The sequence below is a fragment of the Rathayibacter sp. AY1A5 genome (assembly GCF_002930875.1).
GTDB lineage: Bacteria > Actinomycetota > Actinomycetes > Actinomycetales > Microbacteriaceae > Rathayibacter.
Genome location: NZ_PSTM01000005.1, coordinates 19,875 through 44,390 on the forward strand (window position 1 = coordinate 19,875; position 24,516 = coordinate 44,390).

Sequence of the window (24,516 nt, forward strand, 5' to 3'; positions counted from 1 at the left end):
TCCGCCCGTCGGCGGACGCTGCAGTCAGCGAAGGAGAGGGCGACGTGTCCGCGGTAGACAGCTTTGGATCGAAAGACACCCTGAAGGTCGGCTCGACCGACTACGAGGTGTTCCGCATCGACCGGGTCCCCGGTCACGAGAAGCTCCCGTTCAGCCTCAAGGTGCTGCTCGAGAACCTCCTCCGCACGGAGGACGGCGCGAACATCACCGCCGACCACATCCGCGCCCTCGGCGAGTGGGTCCCGGAGTCGGAGCCCGACACCGAGATCCAGTTCACGCCGGCCCGCGTGGTCATGCAGGACTTCACCGGCGTGCCCTGCATCGTCGACCTCGCCACCATGCGCGAGGCCGTCGCTGCCCTGGGCGGCGACGCGAACCGGATCAACCCGCTCGCGCCCGCCGAGATGGTCATCGACCACTCCGTCATCGCCGACCTCTTCGGCACCGAGGACGCGCTCGAGCGCAACGTCGAGCTCGAGTACGAGCGCAACGGCGAGCGGTACCAGTTCCTCCGCTGGGGCCAGACCGCCTTCGACGACTTCAAGGTCGTCCCGCCCGGAACCGGCATCGTGCACCAGGTCAACATCGAGTACCTGGCCCGCGTCACCATGACCCGCGAGGTGGGCGGCGCGCTGCGCGCCTACCCCGACACCTGCGTCGGCACCGACTCGCACACGACGATGGTCAACGGCCTCGGCGTGCTCGGCTGGGGCGTCGGCGGCATCGAAGCCGAGGCCGCGATGCTCGGCCAGCCCGTCTCGATGCTCATCCCGAAGGTCGTCGGCTTCAAGCTCACCGGCTCGATCCCGACCGGCGTGACCGCGACGGACGTCGTGCTCACCATCACGCAGATGCTGCGCAAGCACGGCGTGGTCGGCAAGTTCGTCGAGTTCTACGGGGCCGGCGTCGCCGCGGTGCCGCTCGCCAACCGCGCCACCATCGGCAACATGAGCCCCGAGTTCGGCTCCACCGCCGCGATGTTCCCCATCGACGACGTGACCCTCGACTACCTGCGCCTCACCGGCCGCAGCGACGAGCAGATCGCCCTCGTCGAGCAGTACTCCAAGCTGCAGAAGCTCTGGCACGACCCCGCGGTCGAGCCGGTCTTCAGCGAGTACCTCGAGCTCGACCTCGGCACCGTCGTCCCCTCGATCGCCGGCCCGAAGCGCCCGCAGGACCGGATCGAGCTCTCGTCCGCCAAGACGCAGTTCGAGTCGGACCTCACCAACTACGCGGACGTCTCGCACGACATCGTCGACCTGACCATCGCGGAGTCGTTCCCCGCCTCCGACCCCGGAGAGCTGCAGCCGCAGGACGAGCACAGCAGCCACGAGCACACCCACCGCTCGCACGCGCCGGCGACCGCCTCCAAGCCGACCACGGTCGAGCTCGGCGAGGGCGGGACCTTCACGATCGATCACGGCGCCGTCGCGATCGCGGCGATCACCTCGTGCACCAACACGTCGAACCCGTCCGTCATGCTCGCGGCCGGCCTGCTGGCCCGCAACGCGGCGCAGAAGGGTCTGAAGGCCAAGCCGTGGGTCAAGACCACGCTGGCGCCCGGATCGAAGGTCGTCACCGACTACTACGAGAAGGCCGGCCTGACCGAGTCGCTCGAAGCGCTCGGCTTCTACACGGTCGGCTACGGCTGCACGACCTGCATCGGCAACTCCGGCCCGCTGCTCGAGGAGATCTCGGCCGCGGTGCAGGACAACGACCTCGCCGTGACCGCCGTGCTCTCGGGCAACCGCAACTTCGAGGGCCGCATCAACCCGGACGTGAAGATGAACTACCTGGCGAGCCCCCCGCTCGTCATCGCCTACGCGCTCGCCGGCTCGATGAACTTCGACTTCGAGGTCGACGCGCTCGGCACCGACTCCGACGGCAATGACGTGTTCCTCAAGGACATCTGGCCCGACGCGGCCGAGGTGCAGGCGACGATCGACTCGTCGATCGACAAGTCGATGTTCGACACGCAGTACGCGGGCGTGTTCGACGGTGACGAGCGCTGGCGCGCGCTGCAGACCCCCGAGGGCTCGATCTTCGAGTGGGACGAGTCGTCGACCTACGTGCGGAAGCCCCCGTACTTCGACGGCATGACGATGGAGACGACCCCGGTCACCGACATCGCCGGTGCCCGCGTGCTCGCCAAGCTCGGCGACTCCGTCACGACCGACCACATCAGCCCCGCCGGCTCGATCAAGGCCGACAGCCCCGCCGGCCGCTACCTCGACGAGCACGGCATCGACCGCAAGGACTACAACTCCTACGGCTCGCGCCGCGGCAACCACGAGGTGATGATCCGCGGCACGTTCGCGAACATCCGCCTGCGCAACCAGCTGCTCGACGGCGTGGAGGGCGGTTACACCCGCGACTTCACTCAGCCGGACGCCCCGCAGTCGTTCATCTACGACGCGTCGCAGAACTACCAGGCCGAGGGCACCCCGCTCGTCATCCTGGGCGGCAAGGAGTACGGCTCCGGCTCGTCGCGCGACTGGGCGGCCAAGGGCACGAGCCTGCTGGGCGTCAAGGCGGTCATCGTCGAGAGCTTCGAGCGGATCCACCGCTCGAACCTCATCGGCATGGGCGTCGTCCCGCTGCAGTTCCCCGCGGGCGAGAGCTGGGAGTCGCTGGGCCTGGACGGCACCGAGTCGATCAGCATCTCGGGCATCGAGGAGCTGAACGAGGGCGTCACCCCCAAGACGGTCCACGTCGTCGCCGAGCCGACCGAGCACTCGGCCGAGGGCAAGCGGACCGTCGAGTTCGACGCGGTCGTCCGCATCGACACCCCCGGTGAGGCGGACTACTACCGCAACGGCGGCATCCTGCAGTACGTGCTGCGCTCGCTCGTCTAGATCAGCCGCAGAGCGTGTGCGCCTTCCCTGCGGGGGAGGCGCACACGCGTTCCCGGGGGCCCCGTGCGTAGACTCGGGAGACGTCCCCACCTCGCTCACGACCCCGGAAGGCGGCGCGCATGGCTGTTCTCGAGACCATCGGCGGTCCTCGCGATCTCGATCGCCTGACCGCGGCCGAGCTCGAGACGCTGGCGCAGGAGATCCGCGACTTCCTCGTGCGCGAGGTCTCGAAGACCGGAGGCCACCTGGGGCCGAACCTCGGCGTCGTCGAGACGACCATCGCGATCCACCGGGTCTTCGACTCGCCGCACGACGCGATCGTGTTCGACACCGGCCACCAGTCCTACGTCCACAAGCTGCTCACCGGTCGCCAGGACTTCTCGAAGCTCCGGCAGCGCGGCGGCCTCGCCGGCTACCCGCAGCGGAGGGAGTCGCCGCACGACATCGTCGAGAGCTCGCACGCCTCCAGCTCGCTGTCCTGGGCGGACGGCATCTCCCGCGCCTTCACGATGACCGGTCAGACCGACCGCCACGTCGTCGCGGTCGTGGGTGACGGCGCCCTCACCGGCGGCATGACCTGGGAGGCGCTGAACAACATCAGCGACGACAACTCCCGCGGGCTGGTCATCGTGGTCAACGACAACGGGCGCTCCTACGCCCCGACCATCGGCGGCATGGCCCGCTTCCTCAACGGCGTCCGCACGCGGCCGACCTACCGCACGATGCACCGCGGCTCCCGGGCCGTCTCGGAGCGGCTGGGCGGCCCCGCCGCCGCCGTCTACCGCGGCGTGCGCGGCGGGCTCCACGGCTTCCTCAGCCGCTTCATCAACAACGAGGCGCTCTACTCCAACCTCGACATCAAGTACCTGGGGCCGATCGACGGACACGACCTGACGGCGATGGAGGAGGCCCTCCAGCAGGCGAAGGACTACGGCCAGCCGGTCATCGTCCACGCGATCACCCAGAAGGGCAAGGGCTTCGGTCCGGCCGTGCACGACCTCGCCGACCAGTTCCACGCCGTCGGGCAGATCGACCCCGAGACGGGCGAGCCGCTGAGCGCGGCCGGGGCCCGATCGTGGACCTCGGTGTTCGCCGAGGAGATCGTCACCCTGGCCGACGAGGACCCGACGATCGTCGGCATCACGGCCGCCATGCTCCGGCCCGTCGGTCTCGACCGCCTCGCGGAGAAGTACCCGGAGCGCGTCTTCGACGTCGGCATCGCGGAGCAGCACGCCGTGACCTCGGCCGCCGGTCTCGCCTTCGGCGGGCTGCATCCGGTCGTCGCGCTGTACGCCACCTTCGTGAACCGCGCCTTCGACCAGGTGCTGATGGACGTCGCACTGCACCGCGCGGGCGTCACCTTCGTACTGGACCGCGCCGGAGTCACCGGGCCCGACGGTCCGAGCCACCACGGCATGTGGGATCTGGCGATCCTGCAGGTCGTCCCGAACATCCGCCTCGCCGCTCCGCGAGACTCCGTGCGTCTGCGCGAGGAGCTGCGCGAGGCCGTGGGCGTCACCGACGCGCCGACCGTGGTGCGCTTCTCGAAGGGGAGCGTCGGCGACGAGATCGACGCCGTCGAGCGCCTCGGCGACGGAGTCGACGTGCTCGCCCGCGCCGAGCGCAAGGACGTGCTGCTGGTCACGGTCGGGCCGATGGCCGCGATGGGTCTCGAGGTCGCTCAGCGGCTCGCGGCCCAGGGCATCGGAGCCACCGTCGTCGACCCCCGCTGGGTCGTGCCCGTGCCCACCAGCATCATCGAGCTCGCCCGCGAGCACCGCATCGTCGTCTCGATCGAGGACGGGGTGCGCGTCGGCGGGATCGGCACGCGCATCCGCCAGGACCTGCGCGAGGCCGGCGTGGACACCGCGGTGACAGAGCTCGGGCTGCCCGACCAGTTCCTCGACCACGCGAAGCGCGAGGAGATCCTCGAGGACGTCGGGCTCACTCCCCAGCACATCGCCCGCGACGTCGTCGCGCAGGTGCTGGGCAGCAAGATCCCGGTCGCCCGTCCGCTCCCGGACGAGGTCGAGGCCCGGGACGACGCCCGCAGCGACTGATCGTCCGTCGGGACCCGTCCCGCAGGCGACGCGCGGAAGGGGCGCCGGATCAGATCCGGCGCCCCTTCCGCGTCACTGCACTCCGCGTCAGTCGACGCCGCGGATCGCGGGGTGGTGGAACGTGTCCCCGAACGCCCGCTCGCTCGCGCCGACCCGGTCGAGGTAGGGCGTGAGCCCGCCCATCTGGAACGGGTAGCCCGCGCCGAGGATCAGGCAGAGGTCGATGTCCTCCGCGGCGTGCACGACGTCGTCGTCCAGCATCCGCTTGACCTCGTCCGCGAGACCCGTCTCGACGCGCAGCCGCAGCTGCTCGGCCGTCATCGGCTCCGTGCCCCCGGCGACGATCGCGACCGCGCGCTTGTCGACGCCCTTCACACGCCCCTTCGCGTCGCGCTCGAAGACGTGGCCGAGCTCGGCGAGGCGGTGCAGGTTGGGGCTGTCGAAGAAGCGGTCGGGGAACGCGGCGTGGTGGGTGTCGAGCACGTGCGCGCCGACCTTGAGGCCCACCAGCTCGAGCAGCTCGAACGGGGTCATCGGCAGGCCGAACGGAGCCAGCGACTGCTCGACGACCTCGAAGGGAGTGCCCGTGTCGACCGCGTGCATCGCCTCGCCCAGGACCTTCGCCAGCACGCGGTTCACCACGAAGCCCGGGGTGTCGCGCGTGATGACGGCGTTCTTCTTGAGCTTCGCGGCGGTGACCATCGCCGTCGAGAGGGTCTCGTCGTCGGTGTGCGGCGTCCGGACCACCTCGATCAGCGGCATGACCGCGACCGGGTTGAAGAAGTGGAAGCCGACGAGGCGCTCGGGGTGCTCCAGCCGCTCGCCGATGCGCTCGACGGAGAGGGACGAGGTGTTGGTCGCGAGCACCGCCGTGGGCGAGACGTAGCGCTCGATGTCGGCGAAGACCTCCTGCTTCACCGACAGCTCCTCGATGACCGCCTCGATCACCCAGTCGGCGTCGGCGAAGTCGGAGCGATCGGTCGTGCCGGTGATCAGCGCCCGGAGGCGGTTCGCGTCGTCGGGAGAGACGCGCCCCTTCGCCAGCAGCGCATCGATCTCGGCGCGGATGCCCGCGACGCCCTTGTCGACCCGCTCCTGGTCGAGGTCGGTGATGACCACCGGCACCTGGAGGCGGCGGAGGAAGAGCAGCGCGAACTGCGAGGCCATGAGGCCCGCGCCGACGACCCCGACCTTGGTGACGGGCTTGGCCAGCGCCCTGTCGGGCGCTCCCGCGGGACGCTTGGCGCGCTTCTGCACCAGATCGAACGCGTAGATGCTCGCGCGGAACTGGTCGCCCGAGATCAGGTCGGCCAGCGCCTCGTCCTCGGCGGCGAAGCCCTCCTCGCGGGTGGTGTTCTTCGCGGCCTTGAGAAGCTCCAGCGCGCGGTACGGAGACGCCGCGACCGTGCCGATCCGCGACTCCAGCTGCTTGCGAGCGATCGAGATCGCGACGTCCCACTTGACCAGCCGCTCCAGCTTGCCGGGTGCGTTCGGCCGCTCCACCTTCACGGAGCCGCCGATCACGCCGTCGGCCCAGCGGAGCGAGTCCTCGAGGAAGGCCGCGGGCGGGAAGATCGCGTCGGCGATGCCGAGGTCGAACACCTCCTGGCCCTTGAGCGTGCGGTTGTTCTTGAGCGGGTTCTCGACCACGACCTTGAGGGCGTTCTCGATGCCGATCAGGTTCGGCAGGAGCCACGCGCCGCCCCAGCCGGGGATGATGCCGAGGAAGACCTCGGGGAGCCCGAGCGCGGGGATGGAGGAGTCGACCGTGCGGTAGTCGGCGTTCAGGCCGATCTCGGTGCCGCCGCCCAGGGCGAGGCCGTTGATGAAGGCGAAGGACGGCACGCCCAGCTCGGCCAGCATCCCCAGCGTGCGGTGGCCCAGGCGCGCCAGCTGGCGGCCGAGCTCACGGCTCGGGATGGCCCCGACCTTGCTGAGGTCGGCTCCCGCGGCGAGGATGAACGGCTTGCCGGTGATGCCGACCGCCTGGATCTCGCCGCGCGAGGCGCGCTCCTTCTGCGCCAGGAGGACGTCCACCAGCTCGAAGAGCGACGCCGGTCCGAAGGTGTTGGGGCGGGTGTGGTCGCGGTCGTTGTCGAGCGTGATCAGGGCGAGCGTGCGGCCGCTGGGCAGCGGCACGTCGCGGACGTAGGAGTGGGTGACGACCTCGCCCTCGGCGAGGTCCACGAGGTTCTCGAATCCGTCGAGCATGGGTCAGCGTCCCTTCCGTCGTCCGCGCTTGCCGTCGTAGTGCGGGTTCTCCCAGATCACCGTGCCGCCCTGGCCGAGGCCGACGCAGAGGGCCGTCACGCCGTAGCGGACCTCGGGGTGCGACTCGAACTGCCGGGCCAGCTGGATCATCAGCCGGACCCCGGAGGAGGCGAGCGGGTGGCCGATCGCGATCGCTCCGCCGTACTCGTTGACGCGCGGGTCGTCGTCGTCGAGGCCGAAGTGGTCGAGGAAGGAGAGCACCTGCACGGCGAACGCCTCGTTGAGCTCGAAGAGCCCGATGTCCTCGATGCCCAGGCCCGCCTTGCGGAGCGCCTTCTCGGTCGAGGGGACCGGGCCGATGCCCATGATCTCGGGCTCGACGCCGGCGTACGCGAAGCTCACCATCCGCATCTTCGCGGACAGGCCCAGCTCCTGTGCGGCCTCGGCGCTGGCCAGGAGCGACACCGTCGCTCCGTCGTTGAGCCCGGAGGAGTTGCCCGCGGTCACCCGGCCGTGGGGGCGGAACGGGGTCCGCAGGCCCGCGAGGCCCTCGAGGGTCGTCTCGGGGCGCGGTGCCTCATCGGCGGTCGCGAGGCTCCAGCCCGCGGCGCTGCGCGTGGCGACGGGGACGAGGTCCGGCTGGATGCTGCCGGCGGCGTACGCGGCGGCGAGCTTCTGCTGGCTCCGCAGGGCGTAGTGGTCGGCGCGCTCCTTCGTCAGGTGCGGGAAGCGGTCGTGGATCCGCTCCGCCGTGCGGCCCATGTTGAGCGCGTCCTCGCCGACGAGGCGCTCGGAGAGGAAGCGCGGGTTGGGGTCGGCGCCGAAGCCCATCGGGTGCCGGCCCATGTGCTCCACGCCGCCGGCGAGGACCACGTCGTAGGCGCCGAACGCGATGCCGCCCGCGGTCGCGGTGACCGAGGTCATCGCTCCGGCGCACATGCGGTCGATGGCGAAGCCGGGCACCGACTTCGGCAGCCCGGCGAGCAGCGCCGCCGTGCGGCCGAGGGTCAGGCCCTGGTCGCCCTGCTGGGTGGTGGCGGCGATCGCCACCTCGTCCACCCGCTCCTTCGGCAGCGCGCCGTTGCGCTCCAGCAGACCGATCATCGCCTTGACGACGAGGTCGTCGGCTCGGGTCCGCCAGTACATGCCCTTCTCGCCGGCACGGCCGAACGGAGTACGGACTCCGTCGACGAACACGACTTCGGATCTCTCGGCCACAATGCCTCCCAGGAACTCACGGTCGCCGTCGATCGTAGGAACCGGCACCGCGCAGCCGGAATCCTTTGCCGCTTCCTACGAAGGGGTTTCGGTGCCCTCGGCCGGCGCTTGGGCCGCTTCGACAAACGCGGTGGCGATCGAGCCCGATGTGGCCTCGACCTGCCAGGCGCGGGCGCCGGCGCGGGTGAGCTCCGCGGCGACCGACTCCGCGGTCAGCGGCTCGGGCGGGTTCCAGGCCACCCGGCGCAGCAGCTCCGGCGTGAGCAGGTTCTCGACCGGGAGCGAGAGCAGCTCCGCGATCTCGGTGACCACGGCGCGTCCCGCCTTCAGGCGCGCGTCGGCGGCCGGGTTGCGATCGCCCCACGCGCGCGGAGGGGGGAGCGTGTCGGCGGCCGGGCGGGTCGGGCTCGGCAGGTCCTCGGTCGTCGTCCCGCGCTCGATCGCGGCCCACCAGCGCTCGACCTCGCCGCGGCTGGCGCGGCCGGTGAAATCGCGGCGGCCCGAGAGCTGGCCGATGCTGGTCGGGATGTTGCGGGCGACCGCGATGATCGAGGAGTCGGGGATCAGGCGGCCGGGAGCGATGTCGCGCTCGCGGGCGAACGCGTCCCGGGCCAGCCAGAGCTCGCGCGCCACGGCGAGGGGGCGCGGGCCGCGGAGCGAGTGCATGCCGGAGAGGCGGCGCCACGGGTCCGGCGGGACCGCCTTCGGAGCGCGCGCGAGCGTCGCCTCGAACTCCTCGCGGGCGATGCGCGTCTTCCGCGCGGCGATGAGCATCTCCTCCATGCGGTCGCGGAGGTCGACGAGGAGCTCCACGTCCTTCGCGGCGTAGACGAGCCAGCTCTGGGGGAGGGGGCGGGTCGACCAGTCGGCGGCCGAGTGCTCCTTGGCCAGGTGGATGCCGAGGAGGTCCTCGACGACGGCGCCGAGGCCCACCTTGGGCAGTCCGAGGAGCCGGGCGGCGAGCTCGGTGTCGAAGATCCGCACCGGGTCCAGGCCCACCTCGCGCAGGCAGGCGAGATCCTGGCTGGCGGCGTGGAGGACCCACTCCTCCTGGCCGATGACCGCCTGCAGGGCGTCCATCCGGCCGATGGCGGGGGGATCGAAGAGGAACGCGCCGGCGCCGCGCCGGTAGACCTGGATCAGGTACGCGCGCTGCGAGTAGGTGAAGCCGGAGGCGCGCTCGGCGTCGACGGCGACGGGGCCCTCGCCGGCGGCGAGGGCGTCGACCGCGGCGAGGAACTCGTCGGGCGTGGAGAGGACACGGTAATCAGTCACGGTTGTTCCGTCGGAAGGCGAGCGGGGTCACACCGTCGCTCGATACGGGCGGGAGACCCGCGAGCATGCACAACAGCTCCCCCCACCCTTCCACGTGAGCGGCGAGCTGCGCATCATCCGGGCTCCAGGAGGCGCGGATCTCGATCTGCGCACCGTCGCCCTGAGCGGCCAGCTCGCCGAAACCGGTGGAGAGCACCTTGGTGGCCGTGCCGGACGCGGCGGAATAGGAGGCGCCCCGCGCCCCGAGGGCGTCGATAAGCCAGGACCAGGCGACCTCGGCGAGGAACGGATCGGTGCCGATCTCGACCTCGAGCGGGGCCTGGGCGAAGCAGACGACACGGAAGGGGCCGCCCCACTGCTCGGGCTCCTCGGGGTCGTAGAGCAGGATGAAGCGCCCCGTGCCCAGCTCGGAGTCGCGTCCGTGCGCGTGGGGCGCGACGTCGCCCGACAGGGCGAGGGCCCAGGGCGCGAGACCCGACGGCGAGGCGATCTCGGACACGGTGAGCTCGGCGCGCGTGGCAGCGGCGCGGATCGACTCCGTCGCGACCCGGAACTCCTCGGGGAGCTGGGACGACGCTGGGAATTCGGGCACGGTCGCAGACTAGGGTTCCGACGCGCCCGGGACGCGGAGGCACGCCGGGTGGGCGGCTCTCAGCGCGTGCGGCTCCAGCGGGCGTAGACGGCCCCGGAATCGTCCGCGGCCAGGAGCGTCAGGGCGTAGGCGTCGTCGACGACGGCCGTGCCCGTCGCGACCGGGAGGCCCGGCAGGACGACGCGCGGCGAGGTGGTGAGGCACAGCTCGTCGACCCGGCCCGAGGCGAGGAACTGGCCCGAGAGCGAGGCGCCGCCCTCGCAGACGACGCGGTGCAGGCCGAGCCCGGCGAGAGCCTCCAGGAGCTCGTCGACGCCGATCCGCTCCGAGGAGGACGGGACCGGGACGACCTCGACGCCGGCGGGGAGCCCCTCCACCGCGCCGCGCGACTCCGGCACCAGCAGCAGGACCCGGGAGCCCTCCTGCAGCTCCAGGCGGTGCCCGGCGAGATCGCCCGAGGCGGAGACGACGGCGAGCGGGACCCGCCGGGGGACTCGGTAGCCCTCGGCGCGGACGCTGGCGGCTCCGACGAGGACGACGTCGGCCTGCTCGCGGACGACTCCGAGGATCGTGCGGTCGACGCGGTTGGTGAGCGTCTCGCTCGTGCCGTCGGAGCCGGTGCTGGAGCCGGTGACGCTCGCGATCATGTTCAGGCGCACGCGCACCGCCTCGTCGGGACGCCAGGCGTCCGCGACCGCCGCTCGCGCGCCCTCCTCGCCGATCACGATCGGCGGACCGGCGGGGACGAGCGGCCGGAGGATCATGCGGCCAGGTGCGCGCGGACCTGCCGCTTGGTACGGCCGAGCAGCGCGGTCATGCCGCGCAGGCGCAGCGGCGAGACCGCCTCCGAGAGGCCGATGGTCTGCGGGAAGTCGTCGGGGACGGCGAGCACCTGCTCGGGGGTGAGCCCGGCCAGGCCCTGCGCCAGGATCGACGCGAAGCCGCGCGTCGTGGGCGCCTCGCGGGGAGCCGTGGCGTGCAGGTGCACGATCCCGCCCTCCACATCGACGACGATGAAGACGGGCGCCTGGCACTCCTCCACGCGCTCGAAGAGGTCCGGGTGGTCGCGGTAGCGCTCGGGCAGGTCGGGGAGCTCGTTCGAGAACTCGAGCAGGAGCTGCAGGCGCTCCGGCTTCTCGAGGGCGAGGAACTCCTCGCGGATGTCGCGCAGAGCGTCGGGGAGCGTGGTGTCGGTCATCCGGTCCAGTGTCTCATCGGGGGAGGGGCGGCGGGCGGTCGCAGCGGAGGCCGGGAGCCCGGATCCGGCCCGTCGACGGGCGGATCGGCGCTCCCGGCCTCCGTCGTGACGCGTCAGCGGGCCGCGGGGGCCTCGCCGGGCTCGGCGCCCTGCACGATCGGGACGCGGACGGCGCTGCCCCACTCGGTCCAGGAGCCGTCGTAGTTGCGGACGCCCTCGAAGCCGAGGAGGTGGGTCAGCACGAACCAGGTGTGGGCGGAGCGCTCGCCGATCCGGCAGTAGGCGATGACGGAGTCGCCGTCCTTCAGCCCCGCGCCCTCGCGGTAGATGCCGTTCAGCTCGTCGAGGGGGCGGAAGGTGCCGTCCTCGGCCGCGGCCCTGCCCCAGGGCACGTTCTGCGCGCTCGGGATGTGACCGGCGCGCAGGGCGCCCTCCTCCGGGTAGGCCGGCGCCGTGGTGCGCTGCCCGGTGAACTCCTCCGGGGAGCGGACGTCGATCAGCGGGTTGCCGAAGTGCGCGAGGACGTCGTCCTTGAAGGCGCGGATCTCGGCGTCGCTGCGTTCGACGAGGGGGTACTCGGCGGGCTCCGGGGAGGAGGCGTCGGTGGTCGTCGGGCGGCCCTCCGCGAGCCACTTGTCGCGGCCGCCGTCGAGCAGACGGACGTCCTCGTGACCGAAGAGGGTGAAGACCCAGAGCGCGTAGGCGGCCCACCAGTTGTTCTTGTCGCCGTAGACGACGACGGTGGTGTCGCGGGCGATGCCCTTGCCGCCGACGAGCGCGGCGAACGCGGCGCCGTCGATGTAGTCGCGCTGCACCGGGTCGTTGAGGTCGGTGTGCCAGTCGATCTTGACGGAGCCGGGGATGTGGCCGGTCTCGTAGAGCAGGACGTCCTCGTCGGACTCGACGACGACGAGACCGGGAGTGCCGAGGCGCTGCTCGAGCCAGTCGGCGCTGACGAGCCGTTCGGGGTGCGCGTAGGAGGCGAACTTCGGCGACGGATCGGTTTCGACGGACAAGGAGGACCTCCAGGATGGTGCGCGGAGCGCGGGCGTGATTCCACGGCGGGCTACGCTGGAGCCCGCCCTTCAGCGACAGTACGCGTCCGCGGACGACGCCGCACGGAGGGCGCCGTAAGAGTTCGACACAGAACCGCGGCGGCTCCGTGCCCGGTGCGGCCGCCGCCACTGAGCGCACGGACCCCCGCGGTGCGCAGGATGCGAGACGCGAGTGAGCCCCGACGACGTCCGATCGACGAGCAGCCTGACCGCCCGCTCGCCCCAGATCAGCGGGCACGAGATCGCGTCGACGCTGGTGCCCCCGCGCCAGTTCGAGGGCGCCACCTTCGAGAGCTACCGTCCCGACCCGGAGTACCCCTCGCAGGCCGACGCGGTGGAGGCTCTCCGCGCGTTCGCCGCCGGCGGCGGATCCAAGGGAGGCGGAGGCGGCTTCCTGGGCTTCGGCCGGAAGAAGGCCCCCGCGGTCAAGCCGGGCGTGTACCTCGACGGCGGCTTCGGCGTCGGCAAGACCCACCTGCTCGCGGCGATCTGGCACGCGGTGCCGGGCCGCACCTACTTCGGGACGTTCATCGAGTACACCGCACTCGTCGGCGCGCTCGGCTACGCGGCGACCGTCTCGCTCCTCAAGGGCTCGGCGCTGCTGTGCATCGACGAGTTCGAGCTGGACGACCCGGGCGACACGATGCTGATGACGCGGCTCCTCGGCGAGCTGGTCGCCTCCGGGACCCGCATCGCCGCGACCTCGAACACCCCGCCCAACGCGCTGGGCGAGGGGCGCTTCGCCGCGGCGGACTTCCTCCGCGAGATCCAGTCGATGGCCGCCCACTTCGAGACGATGCGGATCGACGGCACCGACTACCGGCGCCGCGACATCGAGGGCCACGCCGTGGTGCGCACCGACGAGGAGATCGACGCTCTCGTCGCGGCCGCCCCCGCCGGCTCCGTCGTCACCGACGACCCGTTCGCGGACGCCGTGCACCACCTGGGCACCGTGCACCCCTCCCGCTACATCAAGGTGATCGACGGCGTCGACACCATCGTGCTCCGGGGCGTCACCGCTCTGACCGACCAGACCGACGCCCTGCGCCTCGTGGCCTTCATCGACCGGGTCTACGACGCGCAGATCCCGGTCCTCGCCTCCGGGACGCCCCTCGACGAGGTCTTCGGCGGCGACATGCTGAGCGGCGGCTACCGCAAGAAGTACCTGCGCTCGATGTCGCGGCTCATCGCGCTCACCTCGATGGCGCCCCGCTCCTAGGGGCGGATCCGCTCTCCTCCCGGCGTTCCCGGGGTCGTCGTCGTGCCGTCCGCCAGCGCGCCGTAACGCGCTTTTTACACAGGGGCCTCGGCCGTAACCTCCGCGAAACGTGGTGCCTCACGGGACGAAACCTCGCGCCACCAGACTGTCGGCTACCCGAGGTGACCCGACACCCGCGTGTCTCCAGGCCGTGCTCCGACGCAGCGTCCTCGCTCCGGGCTTTTCTCTGCACACTCACGAGAGGTTCAACAATGGATCAAGGCAATACCGCGTTCCTGCTCATCGCAGCCGCGCTGGTCCTGCTCATGACCCCCGGGCTCGCCTTCTTCTACGGCGGCCTGGTGCGTGCGAAGAGCGTCATCAGCATGATGATGCTCAGCTTCGGAGCCATGGGCCTCATCGGGGTCCTCTGGGTCCTGTACGGCTACGCGATCGCGTTCGGCAACGGCCCGTCCGGCCCCGCAGGGACCGACACCTTCGTCGGCATCGACGGCGTCCTCGGCATCGACACCGCCCAGATCGGCCTGCAGGGCATCTACAACGACGCGCTCGGCGAGCAGACGTCGGCCTACCCGACGCTGGCCTTCGCCGCGTTCCAGGCGACGTTCGCGATCATCACCGTCGCGCTCATCTCCGGCGCCATCGCGGACCGGGCGAAGTTCGGCGCCTGGATGGTCTTCGCCGGCGTCTGGGCCACCGTCGTCTACTTCCCGGTCGCCTCGTGGGTCTTCAACTTCACCCTCGGCGACGACGCCACCGTCGTCGACGGCGGCTGGATCGCCTACGGCGTCGGCGCGATCGACTTCGCGGGCGGCACCGCCGTCCACATCAACGCCGGAGCGGCGGCCCTCGCTCTCGCCCTGGTGCTCGGCAAGCGCGTCAACTTCACCAAGGGCGCGCACCAGCCGCACAACCCGCCGTTCGTGCTCCTGGGCGCCGGACTGCTGTGGTTCGGCTGGTTCGGCTTCAACGCCGGCTCCGAGCTCGCCGCCGACGGCATCGCGGCCGTCGCCTTCCTGAACACCATCGCCGCTCCGGCCGCCGCGATCCTCGGCTGGCTCGTCGTCGAGAAGATCAAGGACGGCAAGCCCACCTCGATCGGCGCCGCCTCGGGCGCGGTCGCGGGCCTCGTCGCGATCACCCCGGCCTGCGCCAGCCTGTCGCCGTTCTGGGCGATCGTCCTGGGCGTCATCACCGGCGCCGTCTGCGCCCTGGCGATCGACCTGAAGTACCGCCTCGGCTACGACGACTCGCTCGACGTGGTCGGCGTGCACCTGGTCGGCGGCCTCATCGGAACGCTCTACATCGGCTTCTTCGGCACCGGCGTGGGCCTGTTCCTCACCGGCGACGCGAGCCAGCTCGGCAAGCAGGCCCTCGCGGCCTTCACCGTCCTCGCCTACTCCTTCGTCATGACGCTCCTCATCGGCTGGATCATCCAGAAGACGATGGGCTTCCGTGTGAAGAACGAGGACGAGATCGCCGGCATCGACACGGCCATCCACGGCGAGGCGGGCTACGTCCTGGCGGACTGACCCCCTCCTCCGCAGCACCCGACGGGGTGCCGGCTCTCCGGAGCCGGCACCCCGTCGGCGCGTCCGCGACGGGCGACCGCCGGGCGCGCCCCCGCGGGCGGGCGGCCGCGGATCCGGGCTAGGGTTCCGGGGTGCCCTCCTCGCGCTCGGTCGTGTCCCTGCTCCTCCGATTCCTCGGCCGCGCGGTCGCCCCGCGGCCGGACGCCGGGCCCCGCCCGCAGCGCCCGTACCTGAGCACGACGGCGCCGACGCCGGGCGCGAGCGGAGTGGGCCGCACCGTCGAGGTCGACCCGTCGCGGCTCCGCGGGGTCCGCCTGGGCTACGCGCCCACGCCCGACGGCGACCCGGACCCGGGCGAGGTCGTCTGGACCTGGGTGCCGTACGAGGAGGACGACGGCCGCGGCAAGGACCGCCCGGTGCTCGTGCTCGCGGTCGAGAAGTCGGGGACGGTGCTCGCCGTGCGGCTGAGCTCGAAGGAGCACTCCGACTATCTGGCCGTCGGCACCGGCGGCTGGGACCCGGACGGGCGCCCCAGCTGGGTCGACCCGGAGCGCGTGTTCCGTGTGCACCCCGCCGGGATGCGCCGCGAAGGAGCAGCTCTGGAGCGTGCTCGGTACGACGCCGTCGCCCGGGTGCTCTCGGCGCGGTACGGCTGGCACTGAGCGCTCGACGCCGTCGAGCCGCCATGCGAGGTCGCCGCTGAGCGCCTCAGGGGAGATCCCTGCCCGTCGAACGAGGCCGTGCTCCTCGGAGGAGGCGTCAGACCGGGTCGATCGGCACGAACTCCGCGTACTTCGCGGCGCGGCCGTCCCCGGAGGACGTGCCGGTGAGCCTGCGCTGCACCCACGGCGCGACGTGCTGCCGGTAGTACTGCACGGTTCCGCCGCGCCGGAGTGCGGGCTCGAGAGCGTCGGGCAGCGCGGCGGACGGCGTGAGCCCGAGCGCCCGCAGGACCCGGTCGGCCACCCGCCGGTGCCCCCGCGGGCCGAGGTGCAGACGGTCCTCCGACCACAGCTCCGGGTCGGCGAAAGCGGGGTCGTGCCAGTTGTCGGCGACGACCACGTCGGTCCGGTGGCTCGTCCGGCGCAGGACGGCGTCGGTCAGCGCGTCCCCGCGGCGTCGGATGAGCGAGCCGAGCGGGAGCCGCGGCGACGGATCGGCGCCGGCCAGGGCGATCAGCACGACGCCCTGCTCGTCGCAGCGCTCGAGGACGCGGAGGTAGGCGTCGGCGATCCGCTCGATGTCGGCCCGCGGGCGCAGCATGTCGTTGCCGCCGCCGTTGAAGGAGAGGTGGGTCGGACCCAGGGCGAGCGCGGGCTCGAGCTGCTCGGCGAGGATCGGCGCGATGAGCCGGCCCCGGATCGCGAGGTTGGCGTACTCGATCCGCTCACCCGTGGCCGCCGCCCATCCCGCGGCCGCCAGATCGGCCCAGCCGCGCGGGGTGCCGTCCGGCCGCTCGTCGCCGACGCCCTCGGTGAAGGAATCGCCGATCGCGACGTAGCGGACGGCCGTCATCGGCGGGTTCCGGATGTGCGCATCGTGGCACTGTACCGCTCCGCGGCCGGGCTCAGGCGCGGCGCCTCAGCGGGGTGACCGGTGCCGAGCGGATGCTGCTGGGGCGGGCCGGAGTCGCAGCGCCCGGCGCTGCGGCGAGCAGCTCCTCCTCGGGCCGGGTGCCGGGCCTATGCTCGCGCTCGGGACGCGGGGCGGCCCGGAACCAGGCGGCCAGCGCGGACGACCGGCGGTGCCTCCGGTGGTCGCGGTCCAGCTCGGCGGTGCCCCGGTAGCCGGAGCCCCGGGCGATGCGGTCGAGGCCGCCGAGAGCGACGGGGGTGCTCGCCATCAGGACGGCGGCCAGCTCGAGTCGGCGGAGGGCGAGGTGCTCGTCGAGGCCGAGCCCATAGCAGCGGCGGAACCGCAGCCGCAGCAGCAGGGCGGGCATCCGCAGCTCGGCGGCGAGGTGGTGGACGGTGAAGCGCCGATCCAGGTAGCGCTCGTTGACGAGGGCGGCCGCCGCGATGGCGACGACGTCGAGCGGCCGGCGGGAGGCGGCGAGGCGAGGGGTGGGGGTTCGGGTGTCCAGGGGAGGCATGCACAGGAGACGCGCGAGGTCCCTGTTCGTGACGCGGAGGCGCGGAATGCGTTCGGGTGGCGCAGTGATCGGTGTCGGACCGGCTCGACCGGCAGGGGCTGTGCCATCGTCGGGAGGGGGCGGAGTCCCCGCCGATCCGGAACCGACACCCAGGAGACGACCGCATGGCGCACGCCGCGCTGATCATCCACAGCGCACGGAAGGTCGACGCAGCCGGGACAGTGGAGGACCACTGGCTCCGCGCGCGGGACGGCGCGATCACGGCGACCGGCACCGGCACCGGCTGGCAGGCGCAGGCGGAGGGGGCGGAGCTGCACGACGCGCGGGGCCTCACCGCTGTCCCGGGCTTCATCGACGTCCATGTGCACGGAGGGGGCGGTCACGGCTTCGACGGAGGAGCGGAGGCGATCCGCGCGGGCCTCGCGCTGCACCGCTCCCGCGGCACCACGCGCTCGCTGGTCAGCCTGGTCTCGGCGCCGCTGGAGCAGCTGGAGTCCTCTCTGGACGCGGTCTCGGCCCTCGCGGCCACCGACCCGCTCGTGCTCGGCGCGCACCTCGAGGGCCCGTTCCTCGCGCCCTCGCGCAGGGGAGCGCACGACCCCGCGGCTCTCTTGCACCCCTCCTCCGGCGCGGTCGGCCGGCTGCTGGACGCCGCCCGCGGACGCCTCGCGCAGATCACGCTCGCGCCCGAGCTGCCGGGAGCCCTCGCCGCGGTGGAGCGGCTCGCCGGCGCCGGCACGGTGGTCGCGGTGGGCCACACCGAGGCGGACGCCGACCAGGCGCGGGCCGCGTTCGACCGCGGAGCCCGGCTGGTCACGCACGCGTTCAACGCCATGCCCGAAATCGGCCACCGCTCCCCGGGCCCGATCCCGGTGGCCCTGGGAGACGAGCGGGTCGCGCTCGAGCTGATCCTCGACGGCCGGCACGTGGACGTCGAGGTGGTGCGGCTCGCGTTCGCGGCGGCTCCCGGGCGGATCGCGCTCGTCACCGACGCGATGGCGGCGGCCGGGGCGGGCGACGGAGCGCACCGCCTCGGCCCGCTCGACGTCGAGGTGCTCGGCGGAGTCGCCCGGCTCGCGGGCACCGCTGTGCTCGCCGGATCCACGCTCACGCAGGACGAGGCCCTGCGGCGCGCCGTCGGGCCCGGCCGGCTCGGGCTGGAGGCGTCCGTCGCCGCCCTCACCGCCGTTCCCGCCCGCGTGCTCGGCCGTGGCGACCTCGGCCTGCTGGCCCCCGGGTACCGCGCCGACGTCGTCCTGCTCGACGCGTCGCTCCGCGTGCAGCGGGTCTGGGCGGAGGGGCGTCCGTTCCCCGACTCCGCGGCCGGTGCGACGCGACCCCGGGTCAGGGCGTCGGCGTGACGGTCCAGGTCCCCTCGGTCTGGACGGCCATGACGCCGGGGAGGTCGGCCTCGAACACCTCGGAGAAGGCGACGGAGTCGCCGAACAGCTGCGGCTGATCGGAGGTCGTGAACACGCGGCCGGAGAACGAGTCGTCCGGACCCGCGGGCGTGTAGTCGACCGTCACGCGCGGGACGTCGTCGGAGAAGAACAGGACGGCCGGGCCGGTGCCGGACTGCGCCCCGCTCACCGTCGCGAGGTCGTTCCAGCTCTGCAGGCCGAGCGTCCACGGCCCGTCGGCTCGGACGATCACCTGCTGCTCGACGGGGTCGTCGCGGAAGATGCCGGTCAGGAACGACCCGGTCATCGGGGCGGCGGCCTCGCCGAAGGGCGTCATCCGGCCCGCGGCGGTGACGATCGCCGTGCCGGTGCAGGCCGAGCAGTCCAGGCTCAGGACGACCGCGAACTCGCCCTGCCGCTGGAACGACACGTCGGCCGGGCCGGTGCCCGAGACGGTGGCGGGGACTCCCTCGCCGACCGGCCCGGCGTCGACGACGGTTCCGACCGGCTCGGCGGTCGCCGGAGCGGAGGGGGTCGGGCTCGGAGTGATCAGGTCGGTGATGGCGGGTCTCGGCGTCCGCGAGGCGGGCGCGGACGCCGTGGCGCCCGCCTCGGCCCCGCCGCCGGCGGTGCACCCGCCCAGCAGCAGGAGCCCCGCCGCTGCCGTCGTCGCCACTGCTGCTGTCGTCCCCCGAGCCCTCATGCGTCCAGACTGCCAGGGCTGGTCCGGATCGTCGTCCCCGGAGGGAGTCAGAGGAGCAGGGCGCCGAGGCCCGCGGCGGCGAGGACGACGATCCACGGGGGCACGGTCCAGCGCGTCAGCGCCACGAAGGCGCCGATCGCGAGCGCCAGAGCGCCGGTCGAGCCGATGCCCTCGGTCAGCACCGGGTCGTAGAGGGCGCCGCCGAGCAGTCCCACCACGCCGGCGTTCACGCCGGCCAGCGCCCTCTGCGCGACCGGCAGGTGCCGCAGCCGCTGCCAGAACGGGAGCACACCGACCACGAGCAGAGCGCCCGGCAGGAAGATCGCGACCAGCGCGATCGCCGCCCCCGCGACACCGTCCGGCGTCCCCGCGCCCACCGCGCCGAGGAACGCGGAGAAGGTGAAGAGCGGGCCGGGCACCGCCTGCGCCGCCCCGTATCCGGCCAGGAACTCGCTCTGCCCGACCGTGCCGGCGCCGACCGTCTGCGCTTCCAGCAGAGGCAGCACGACGTGGCCGCCCCCGAACACCAGAGCGCCCGCGCGGTAGAAGACGGAGGCGAGACCCGCCGCTCCCTCGCCCGTGAGAGCGGCCAGCAGGGGGAGGCCGGCCAGGAGGAGTCCCCAGAGGGCGAGCGCCGAGACCGCGAGCGCCGTCGGGATCCGGACCGCGAAGCCCGGGCCGTCGTCCGGAGCCGCCTCCTCACGGCGGAGCCACAGGACGCCGGCCAGGCCCGCCGCCGCGATCACCGCCACCTGCAGCGCGGGCTCCGGGGCGAGGAGGACGGCGACAGCCGCTGCGCCGGCGATCGTCGCGCGGCGGCGGTCCGGTGCGAGCGAGCGCGCCATCCCGAGCACGGCCTGTGCGACGACCGCGGCCGCCGCCGCCTGGAGGCCCAGGAGCCAGCCGGCGGAGGCGACGTCGCCCGCACCGGCGACGAGCCCGGCGACGAGGACCAGGGCGATCGCCGAGGGGAGCGTGAATCCGCACCACGCGGCGACCAGTCCGGCGAGTCCCGCGCGCTGCAGGCCGACCGCCATCCCGACCTGGCTGGACGCGGGTCCCGGGAGGAACTGGCACAGCGCGACGAGGTCGGCGTACGCGCGATCGGTCAGCCAGCCGCGGCGCACCACGAACTCCTCGCGGAAGTAGCCGAGGTGCGCGATCGGCCCGCCGAACGAGGTCAGCCCGAGGCGGAGGAACACGAGGAGCACGGGGAGGGCGCCGCCCCGCTGCAGCCGACCCGTCTCCGACACGGGGGCATCCTGCCAGACGGCGGTGTCCAGTACGCGTCGTGTCACCGGAAAAGGGACGATAAGCGGCCGGATAAGCGATTCCTTCTTCTCCGGTTGATGAAACGGTGGGTAGAAATACTGAACCCCTTCTCATCCCCTCTGTTAGCCTGATCCGGCTTCCCTTTCCTTCTCGAGGAGAAGGTGATCCGCATCAGTAGCGCGAGCGCTGCCGCTCGTTCACTGAACGCCTTCTCCTCCTCTTTCGATCGGTGTACCCGGAACGGTGACGATCGGAAAGGCTCTCTCTTCCGTGACTCCTCAGGACACTGCCGTCGGCGACTCCGCCGACTCCTCCCGCACCGGCTCCCGATCGGGCGTCAAGGCCCTCTCCGCTCTCTCCCGCCGCACGATCCTCGCCGGATCCGTCGCCGGCGCGGGCGCGATCGCCTTCGCGACGCCGGCCCTCGCGGCCGGCGACCTCACCGCGGTGCCCCGACTGCCCGGCGAGGTCTCGCGCCTGTCCACCGCCACGTCGAAGACGGGCGGGAAGCGCTACGAGATCATCGACGTCGTCGTCGCGGGGGACCGGGCGCGCCTGTTCGTGCCGCACGCGACGCCTCCGTCGCAGACCAGGGGCGCATCGATGCTCTGGTACTACCACGCCCGCAACGGCACCCACACGGCGCTCTCGAGCGCCTTCGCATACTCGGCCGACCTCGCCGTGGACCGCGGCATCGTCAGCATCTGCCCGACCTACGGCGGCAGCATCTGGTCGAGCCCGCGGGCGATCGAGATCCAGGCCGCTGTCGTCGCCTGGGCCTCGTCGGTATGGCGGATCGACGCGAGCCTCCTGCGCTCCGACTCCGGGGGCGGGCCGCTTCTGACCTGGGCCTACGGGAAGCGGATGGTGCCGAACATCCGGGGCGCGTACCTCTGCAACAGCTCCTACGACATGGAGGAGCGGGCGGCGAGCGAACCGGACCGGATCGGCCCCGAGTACGCCGACGCCGCGGCCATCGCCGCCACCAACCCGGCGCGGCTGCCCGCGTCGGTGTGGCGCGGTGCGCGGCTGAGGATCACCGGATCGCCCGACGACAAGGTCGTGCCGTTCGCCCTGCACGGCGCCGCCCTCCACGCCGCGGCCCTGCCCCTGGCGAAGGAGGCGACGGTCCGCACCCACCCGGGGGAGGGCACCGACGGGCACAAGGTCCCGAGCTTCACCAACAAGGAGATGCTCGACACCTTCCAGCGCTGGATCGCCGAGGGCCCCGTGCCGCAGACGGAGCCCGAGCCCGAGACGCCGCCCGTGTCCACGCTGCCCGGCGCGGGCACCTACGAGAACGGCGCCGCGCAGATCGTCACCACCGGCACCTGGACGACGCTGAAGGCCACCGCGGACAGCGGCGGGAGCATCGCCTACTCGACCAGCTCCGGCGCCTCCGCGACGCTCGCCTTCACCGGCACGAGCATCGCCTGGATCAGCCGACTCACGTCGTCCTCCGGGATCAACGACGTCGAGCTCGACGGTGTGAAGGTCGCCTCCGTCGACCGCTACAGCGCGTCCACCCGCTCGAAGCAGACGGTGTGGAGCAGCGGACAGCTCGCCGCCGGGCCGCACACGCTGACGATCCGCCGGGGGAGCGGCCGCAATCCGGCCTCGACCGGGACCAACCTGCTGCTCGACTCCTTCGTGGTCGGCGACGCGACGCCTCCGCCGGCGACGACGCTGCCCGGAGCGGGCACCTACGAGAACGGCGCCGCCCCGATCGTCACGACCGGCACCTGGTCGACGTTGAAGGCGAGCACGGACAGCGGCGGCAGCATCGCCTACTCGACCACCGCGGGCGCCTCCGCCACCCTCGCCTTCACGGGTACCAGCGTGAGCTGGATCAGCCGCCTCACCGGCTCGTCCGGCATCAACGAGGTCGAGCTCGACGGAGTCAAGGTCGCGTCCGTCGACCGCTACAGCGCCGCGACGCGGTCGAAGCAGACGGTCTGGAGCAGCGGACAGCTCGCGGCCGGGCCGCACACGGTGACGATCCGCCGCGGAAGCGGCCGCAATCCCTCCTCGAGCGGCACCAACCTGATCCTCGACGCGTTCGTGGTCGGCGACGCCGCTCCGGTCCCCACGGTCACCGTGCCCACGCCGATCGCGGAGTGGTCCTTCGCCGAGAGCGCCGCCCCCTTCGCCTCGGCCGTCGCGGGCGCTCCGGCGCTCCGGCAGGGTGCGGGCTCCTCCGCCCGCGCCGTGGCCACGCCGTTCGGCACCGGAGTCGCCCTCAACGGGACGACGGACCACCTGGTCGTCCCCAAGGACGAGGTCGGCCCGCTCAACCTGGGCGCCTCGACCGGCCAGGTGACGATCGCGGTGTGGGTGCTCAACTCCGACGCGGACGGCGCCTGCATCGCGGGCGTCTGGGAGGAGTCGACGGTCGGGCCGCTGCGCTCCTATGCGCTGTTCAACAACCTCCCCGAGTACGGCGGCTGGGAGCGCGTGTGCATGCACGTCTCGAAGCTCGGCGGGCCGACGCCCGGCTACCCGTACTCGCGCGACTACTCGGTGGAGCCCCGCCGGATCACGCGCGGCGTGTGGCAGCTGCACGTCGGGACGTACGACGGCGCAGTCGCGGTCTCGTACCTCGACGGCGCCGCCACCGCGTACCCGGTGTACACCGACAAGCTCGGCGCGACCTACGCCAAGAACCCCTACGTCTACCCCGACGGCCTCAACGCGGCTCCGGGCGACTTCGTGGTCGGAGCGGTCGGCCGGGACGGCACGATGATCAACCGCTTCGCCGGCTCCCTCGCCCGACTGCGGGTGTGGGACCGGGCGCTGACCGCGGAGCAGGTGAAGCAGCTCTACTCGGCCGAGAAGGGCGCACTCGGCTGACGACCCGAGGGCGGTGACACGAGTCCGAGAAGCGGATGATCCGCTTCTCGGACAAGGCCGTTCGAGCGATAGCGGGCGTCCCTCTTTCGAGGGTGGTGTTATCGGCTGAATACAGATCGGCGGGCGGCCGCTTCACGGCTGCTCCGCCGTTCTCCGCCGCTTGTATGCGCTGCGCGGGATTCCGTACTCAGGCGGACGTGCGCTCCCGGAGGGCCGTACGGCGGGGGATCATCGCCCGGCGGCCGCGCAGCCCTGCCCCGGATCTCGGAGTGCGGCCCCGCGCCAGATGCGCACCGGCGCGACCACCTCCCAGCCGAGGGTGAGGTAGAGGGCGCGGCCGTCCGTGCTGGCGACGAGGAGACCGCTCCGTGCACCCTCGGACCGGGCCCAGGCGGTGAGGGCGTCGACGACCCGCCGTCCCAGCCCGCGTCGGCGGAACCGCGCATCGGTCTCGATCCGGTCCAGGACCGCGACCGTCCCGTGCACGGCGGCGGTGCCCTGAGCGGCGACGACTCCGTCGACCAGCAGCCGGACGCTCGCCACTCCGTCGGCGGCCTCGAGCACGGCTCCCGCGAGCAGGGCACCCTCGAGCAGGGCACCCTCGAGCAGGGCTCCCTCCGCGGTGCTGCCCGGGCCGAGGAGCGCCGCCATCAGGCTCTCGTCGCCCGCGACGAGCTCCAGCCCGGCGGCGGGCGCGAGGCGGGCGTCGTCGCCCAGGCCGATGACCGTCATCCACTCCCGGGGCCCGGCCGTCTGCTCGGCGCCCGCCTGCAGCGCGGAGGGCGACGGATCGACCAGGATCCGCTCCCGCGTGCGCGACTCCGCTCCGACATCGACCAGCCAGGCTCCGTCCTCGCGGACGCGCTGCACGCCGCGTGCACGGCACCAGCCCTCGATCCAGTCGTCCACCCGCTCCGTCGTCGTGATCACGCCCCGAGAGCAGCCGCGACCGGACGGGCGCGATCGTGGAAGCGGGCTCTCCCG

At 72.6% G+C, this 24,516-nt stretch carries 19 protein-coding genes; 7 read left to right on the forward strand and 12 right to left on the reverse strand.

Annotation, left to right across the window (positions count from 1 at the left end; genetic code table 11):
- The first annotated feature begins 44 nt into the window (after positions 1–44).
- Entirely contained in the window at positions 45–2,855 is a 2,811-nt protein-coding gene (acnA, locus tag C5B98_RS04515; RefSeq protein ID WP_104222099.1) for an aconitate hydratase AcnA, read from the forward strand.
- A gap of 119 nt (positions 2,856–2,974) precedes the next feature.
- Positions 2,975–4,915: a 1-deoxy-D-xylulose-5-phosphate synthase gene (gene dxs, locus C5B98_RS04520; RefSeq protein WP_104222098.1), complete on the forward strand. Its 1,941-nt coding sequence runs from the start codon at positions 2,975–2,977 to the stop codon at positions 4,913–4,915.
- Positions 4,916–5,002: 87 nt separating this feature from the next.
- On the opposite strand, the gene C5B98_RS04525 is transcribed toward dxs, so the two are convergent.
- The 7 genes from C5B98_RS04525 to C5B98_RS04555 form a co-directional block, all read right to left on the reverse strand.
- Complete coding sequence (locus C5B98_RS04525) at positions 5,003–7,126, reverse strand: 3-hydroxyacyl-CoA dehydrogenase NAD-binding domain-containing protein (protein WP_104222096.1); 2,124 nt, start codon at positions 7,124–7,126, stop codon at positions 5,003–5,005.
- 3 nt (positions 7,127–7,129) lie between these two features.
- Positions 7,130–8,344 carry a thiolase family protein gene (locus C5B98_RS04530; RefSeq protein ID WP_104327386.1) on the reverse strand — a complete coding sequence of 405 codons (1,215 nt, stop codon included), beginning with the start codon at positions 8,342–8,344 and terminating at the stop codon, positions 7,130–7,132.
- 75 nt (positions 8,345–8,419) lie between these two features.
- Positions 8,420–9,619 (reverse strand): ribonuclease D, encoded by a 1,200-nt coding sequence (locus C5B98_RS04535; RefSeq protein WP_104222092.1) that lies wholly within the window; start codon positions 9,617–9,619, stop codon positions 8,420–8,422.
- A complete protein-coding gene (locus tag C5B98_RS04540) occupies positions 9,612–10,211 on the reverse strand; it encodes a DUF3000 domain-containing protein (protein WP_104222090.1) in 600 nt (199 codons plus the stop codon). The genes C5B98_RS04535 and C5B98_RS04540 overlap by 8 nt, the downstream gene beginning before the upstream one ends.
- 59 nt (positions 10,212–10,270) lie before the next feature.
- The gene (locus tag C5B98_RS04545; RefSeq protein ID WP_104222088.1) at positions 10,271–10,975 is read right to left on the reverse strand and encodes a dihydrofolate reductase family protein; all 705 of its coding nucleotides are present in this window, start codon (positions 10,973–10,975) and stop codon (positions 10,271–10,273) included.
- Positions 10,972–11,409, reverse strand: coding sequence for a SufE family protein (locus C5B98_RS04550; RefSeq protein WP_104222086.1), 438 nt, complete (start codon positions 11,407–11,409; stop codon positions 10,972–10,974). The genes C5B98_RS04545 and C5B98_RS04550 overlap by 4 nt, the downstream gene beginning before the upstream one ends.
- Positions 11,410–11,522: 113 nt before the next feature.
- On the reverse strand, positions 11,523–12,425 hold the full coding sequence (locus tag C5B98_RS04555) for a sulfurtransferase (protein WP_104222084.1): 903 nt from the start codon (positions 12,423–12,425) through the stop codon (positions 11,523–11,525).
- Positions 12,426–12,636: 211 nt separating this feature from the next.
- On the opposite strand from C5B98_RS04555, the gene zapE reads away from it, so the two are divergent.
- The 3 genes from zapE (at position 12,637) to C5B98_RS04570 (ending at position 15,877) form a co-directional block, all read left to right on the forward strand.
- Positions 12,637–13,683 carry a cell division protein ZapE gene (gene zapE / locus C5B98_RS04560; protein ID WP_104222082.1) on the forward strand — a complete coding sequence of 349 codons (1,047 nt, stop codon included), beginning with the start codon at positions 12,637–12,639 and terminating at the stop codon, positions 13,681–13,683.
- Positions 13,684–13,934: 251 nt separating this feature from the next.
- Positions 13,935–15,215, forward strand: coding sequence for an ammonium transporter (locus C5B98_RS04565; protein WP_104222080.1), 1,281 nt, complete (start codon positions 13,935–13,937; stop codon positions 15,213–15,215).
- A gap of 131 nt (positions 15,216–15,346) precedes the next feature.
- Positions 15,347–15,877 carry a type II toxin-antitoxin system PemK/MazF family toxin gene (locus C5B98_RS04570; RefSeq protein WP_219812899.1) on the forward strand — a complete coding sequence of 177 codons (531 nt, stop codon included), beginning with the start codon at positions 15,347–15,349 and terminating at the stop codon, positions 15,875–15,877.
- 97 nt (positions 15,878–15,974) lie between these two features.
- On the opposite strand, the gene C5B98_RS04575 is transcribed toward C5B98_RS04570, so the two are convergent.
- On the reverse strand, positions 15,975–16,730 hold the full coding sequence (locus tag C5B98_RS04575; protein ID WP_104222078.1) for an SGNH/GDSL hydrolase family protein: 756 nt from the start codon (positions 16,728–16,730) through the stop codon (positions 15,975–15,977).
- Positions 16,731–16,782: 52 nt separating this feature from the next.
- On the reverse strand, positions 16,783–17,307 hold the full coding sequence (locus C5B98_RS04580; protein WP_104222076.1) for a hypothetical protein: 525 nt from the start codon (positions 17,305–17,307) through the stop codon (positions 16,783–16,785).
- A gap of 164 nt (positions 17,308–17,471) precedes the next feature.
- Between C5B98_RS04580 and C5B98_RS04585 the strand changes: the two genes are divergently transcribed.
- On the forward strand, positions 17,472–18,668 hold the full coding sequence (locus C5B98_RS04585; RefSeq protein ID WP_104222074.1) for an N-acetylglucosamine-6-phosphate deacetylase: 1,197 nt from the start codon (positions 17,472–17,474) through the stop codon (positions 18,666–18,668).
- On the opposite strand, the gene C5B98_RS04590 is transcribed toward C5B98_RS04585, so the two are convergent.
- Entirely contained in the window at positions 18,652–19,410 is a 759-nt protein-coding gene (locus tag C5B98_RS04590) for a hypothetical protein (RefSeq protein ID WP_146076890.1), read from the reverse strand. The two genes, C5B98_RS04585 and C5B98_RS04590, sit on opposite strands and share 17 nt — an antisense overlap.
- 47 nt (positions 19,411–19,457) lie before the next feature.
- Positions 19,458–20,663, reverse strand: a complete 1,206-nt coding sequence (gene chrA, locus C5B98_RS04595) for a chromate efflux transporter (RefSeq protein ID WP_258063438.1) — start codon at positions 20,661–20,663, stop codon at positions 19,458–19,460.
- 289 nt (positions 20,664–20,952) lie between these two features.
- Here chrA and C5B98_RS04600 point away from each other — a divergent pair, with 289 nt between their 5' ends.
- Positions 20,953–23,532 carry a LamG-like jellyroll fold domain-containing protein gene (locus C5B98_RS04600; protein ID WP_104327387.1) on the forward strand — a complete coding sequence of 860 codons (2,580 nt, stop codon included), beginning with the start codon at positions 20,953–20,955 and terminating at the stop codon, positions 23,530–23,532.
- Between the two features lie 228 nt (positions 23,533–23,760).
- Here C5B98_RS04600 and C5B98_RS04605 read toward each other — a convergent pair whose 3' ends face one another.
- The gene (locus tag C5B98_RS04605) at positions 23,761–24,462 is read right to left on the reverse strand and encodes a GNAT family N-acetyltransferase (RefSeq protein ID WP_219814427.1); all 702 of its coding nucleotides are present in this window, start codon (positions 24,460–24,462) and stop codon (positions 23,761–23,763) included.
- Between the last annotated feature and the right edge of the window lie 54 nt (positions 24,463–24,516).

Bases quoted from the DNA above. Each gene is read 5' to 3' on its own strand.
- dxs (WP_104222098.1), top strand. From the start codon at position 2,975: ATGGCTGTTCTCGAGACCATCGGCGGTCCTCGCGATCTCGATCGCCTG.
- C5B98_RS04565 (WP_104222080.1), top strand. From the start codon at position 13,935: ATGGATCAAGGCAATACCGCGTTCCTGCTCATCGCAGCCGCGCTGGTC.
- C5B98_RS04580 (WP_104222076.1), bottom strand. From the start codon at position 17,307: ATGCCTCCCCTGGACACCCGAACCCCCACCCCTCGCCTCGCCGCCTCC.
- C5B98_RS04590 (WP_146076890.1), bottom strand. From the start codon at position 19,410: ATGAGGGCTCGGGGGACGACAGCAGCAGTGGCGACGACGGCAGCGGCG.
- C5B98_RS04585 (WP_104222074.1), top strand. From the start codon at position 17,472: ATGGCGCACGCCGCGCTGATCATCCACAGCGCACGGAAGGTCGACGCA.
- C5B98_RS04550 (WP_104222086.1), bottom strand. From the start codon at position 11,409: ATGACCGACACCACGCTCCCCGACGCTCTGCGCGACATCCGCGAGGAG.
- C5B98_RS04525 (WP_104222096.1), bottom strand. From the start codon at position 7,126: ATGCTCGACGGATTCGAGAACCTCGTGGACCTCGCCGAGGGCGAGGTC.
- C5B98_RS04545 (WP_104222088.1), bottom strand. From the start codon at position 10,975: ATGATCCTCCGGCCGCTCGTCCCCGCCGGTCCGCCGATCGTGATCGGC.
- C5B98_RS04575 (WP_104222078.1), bottom strand. From the start codon at position 16,730: ATGACGGCCGTCCGCTACGTCGCGATCGGCGATTCCTTCACCGAGGGC.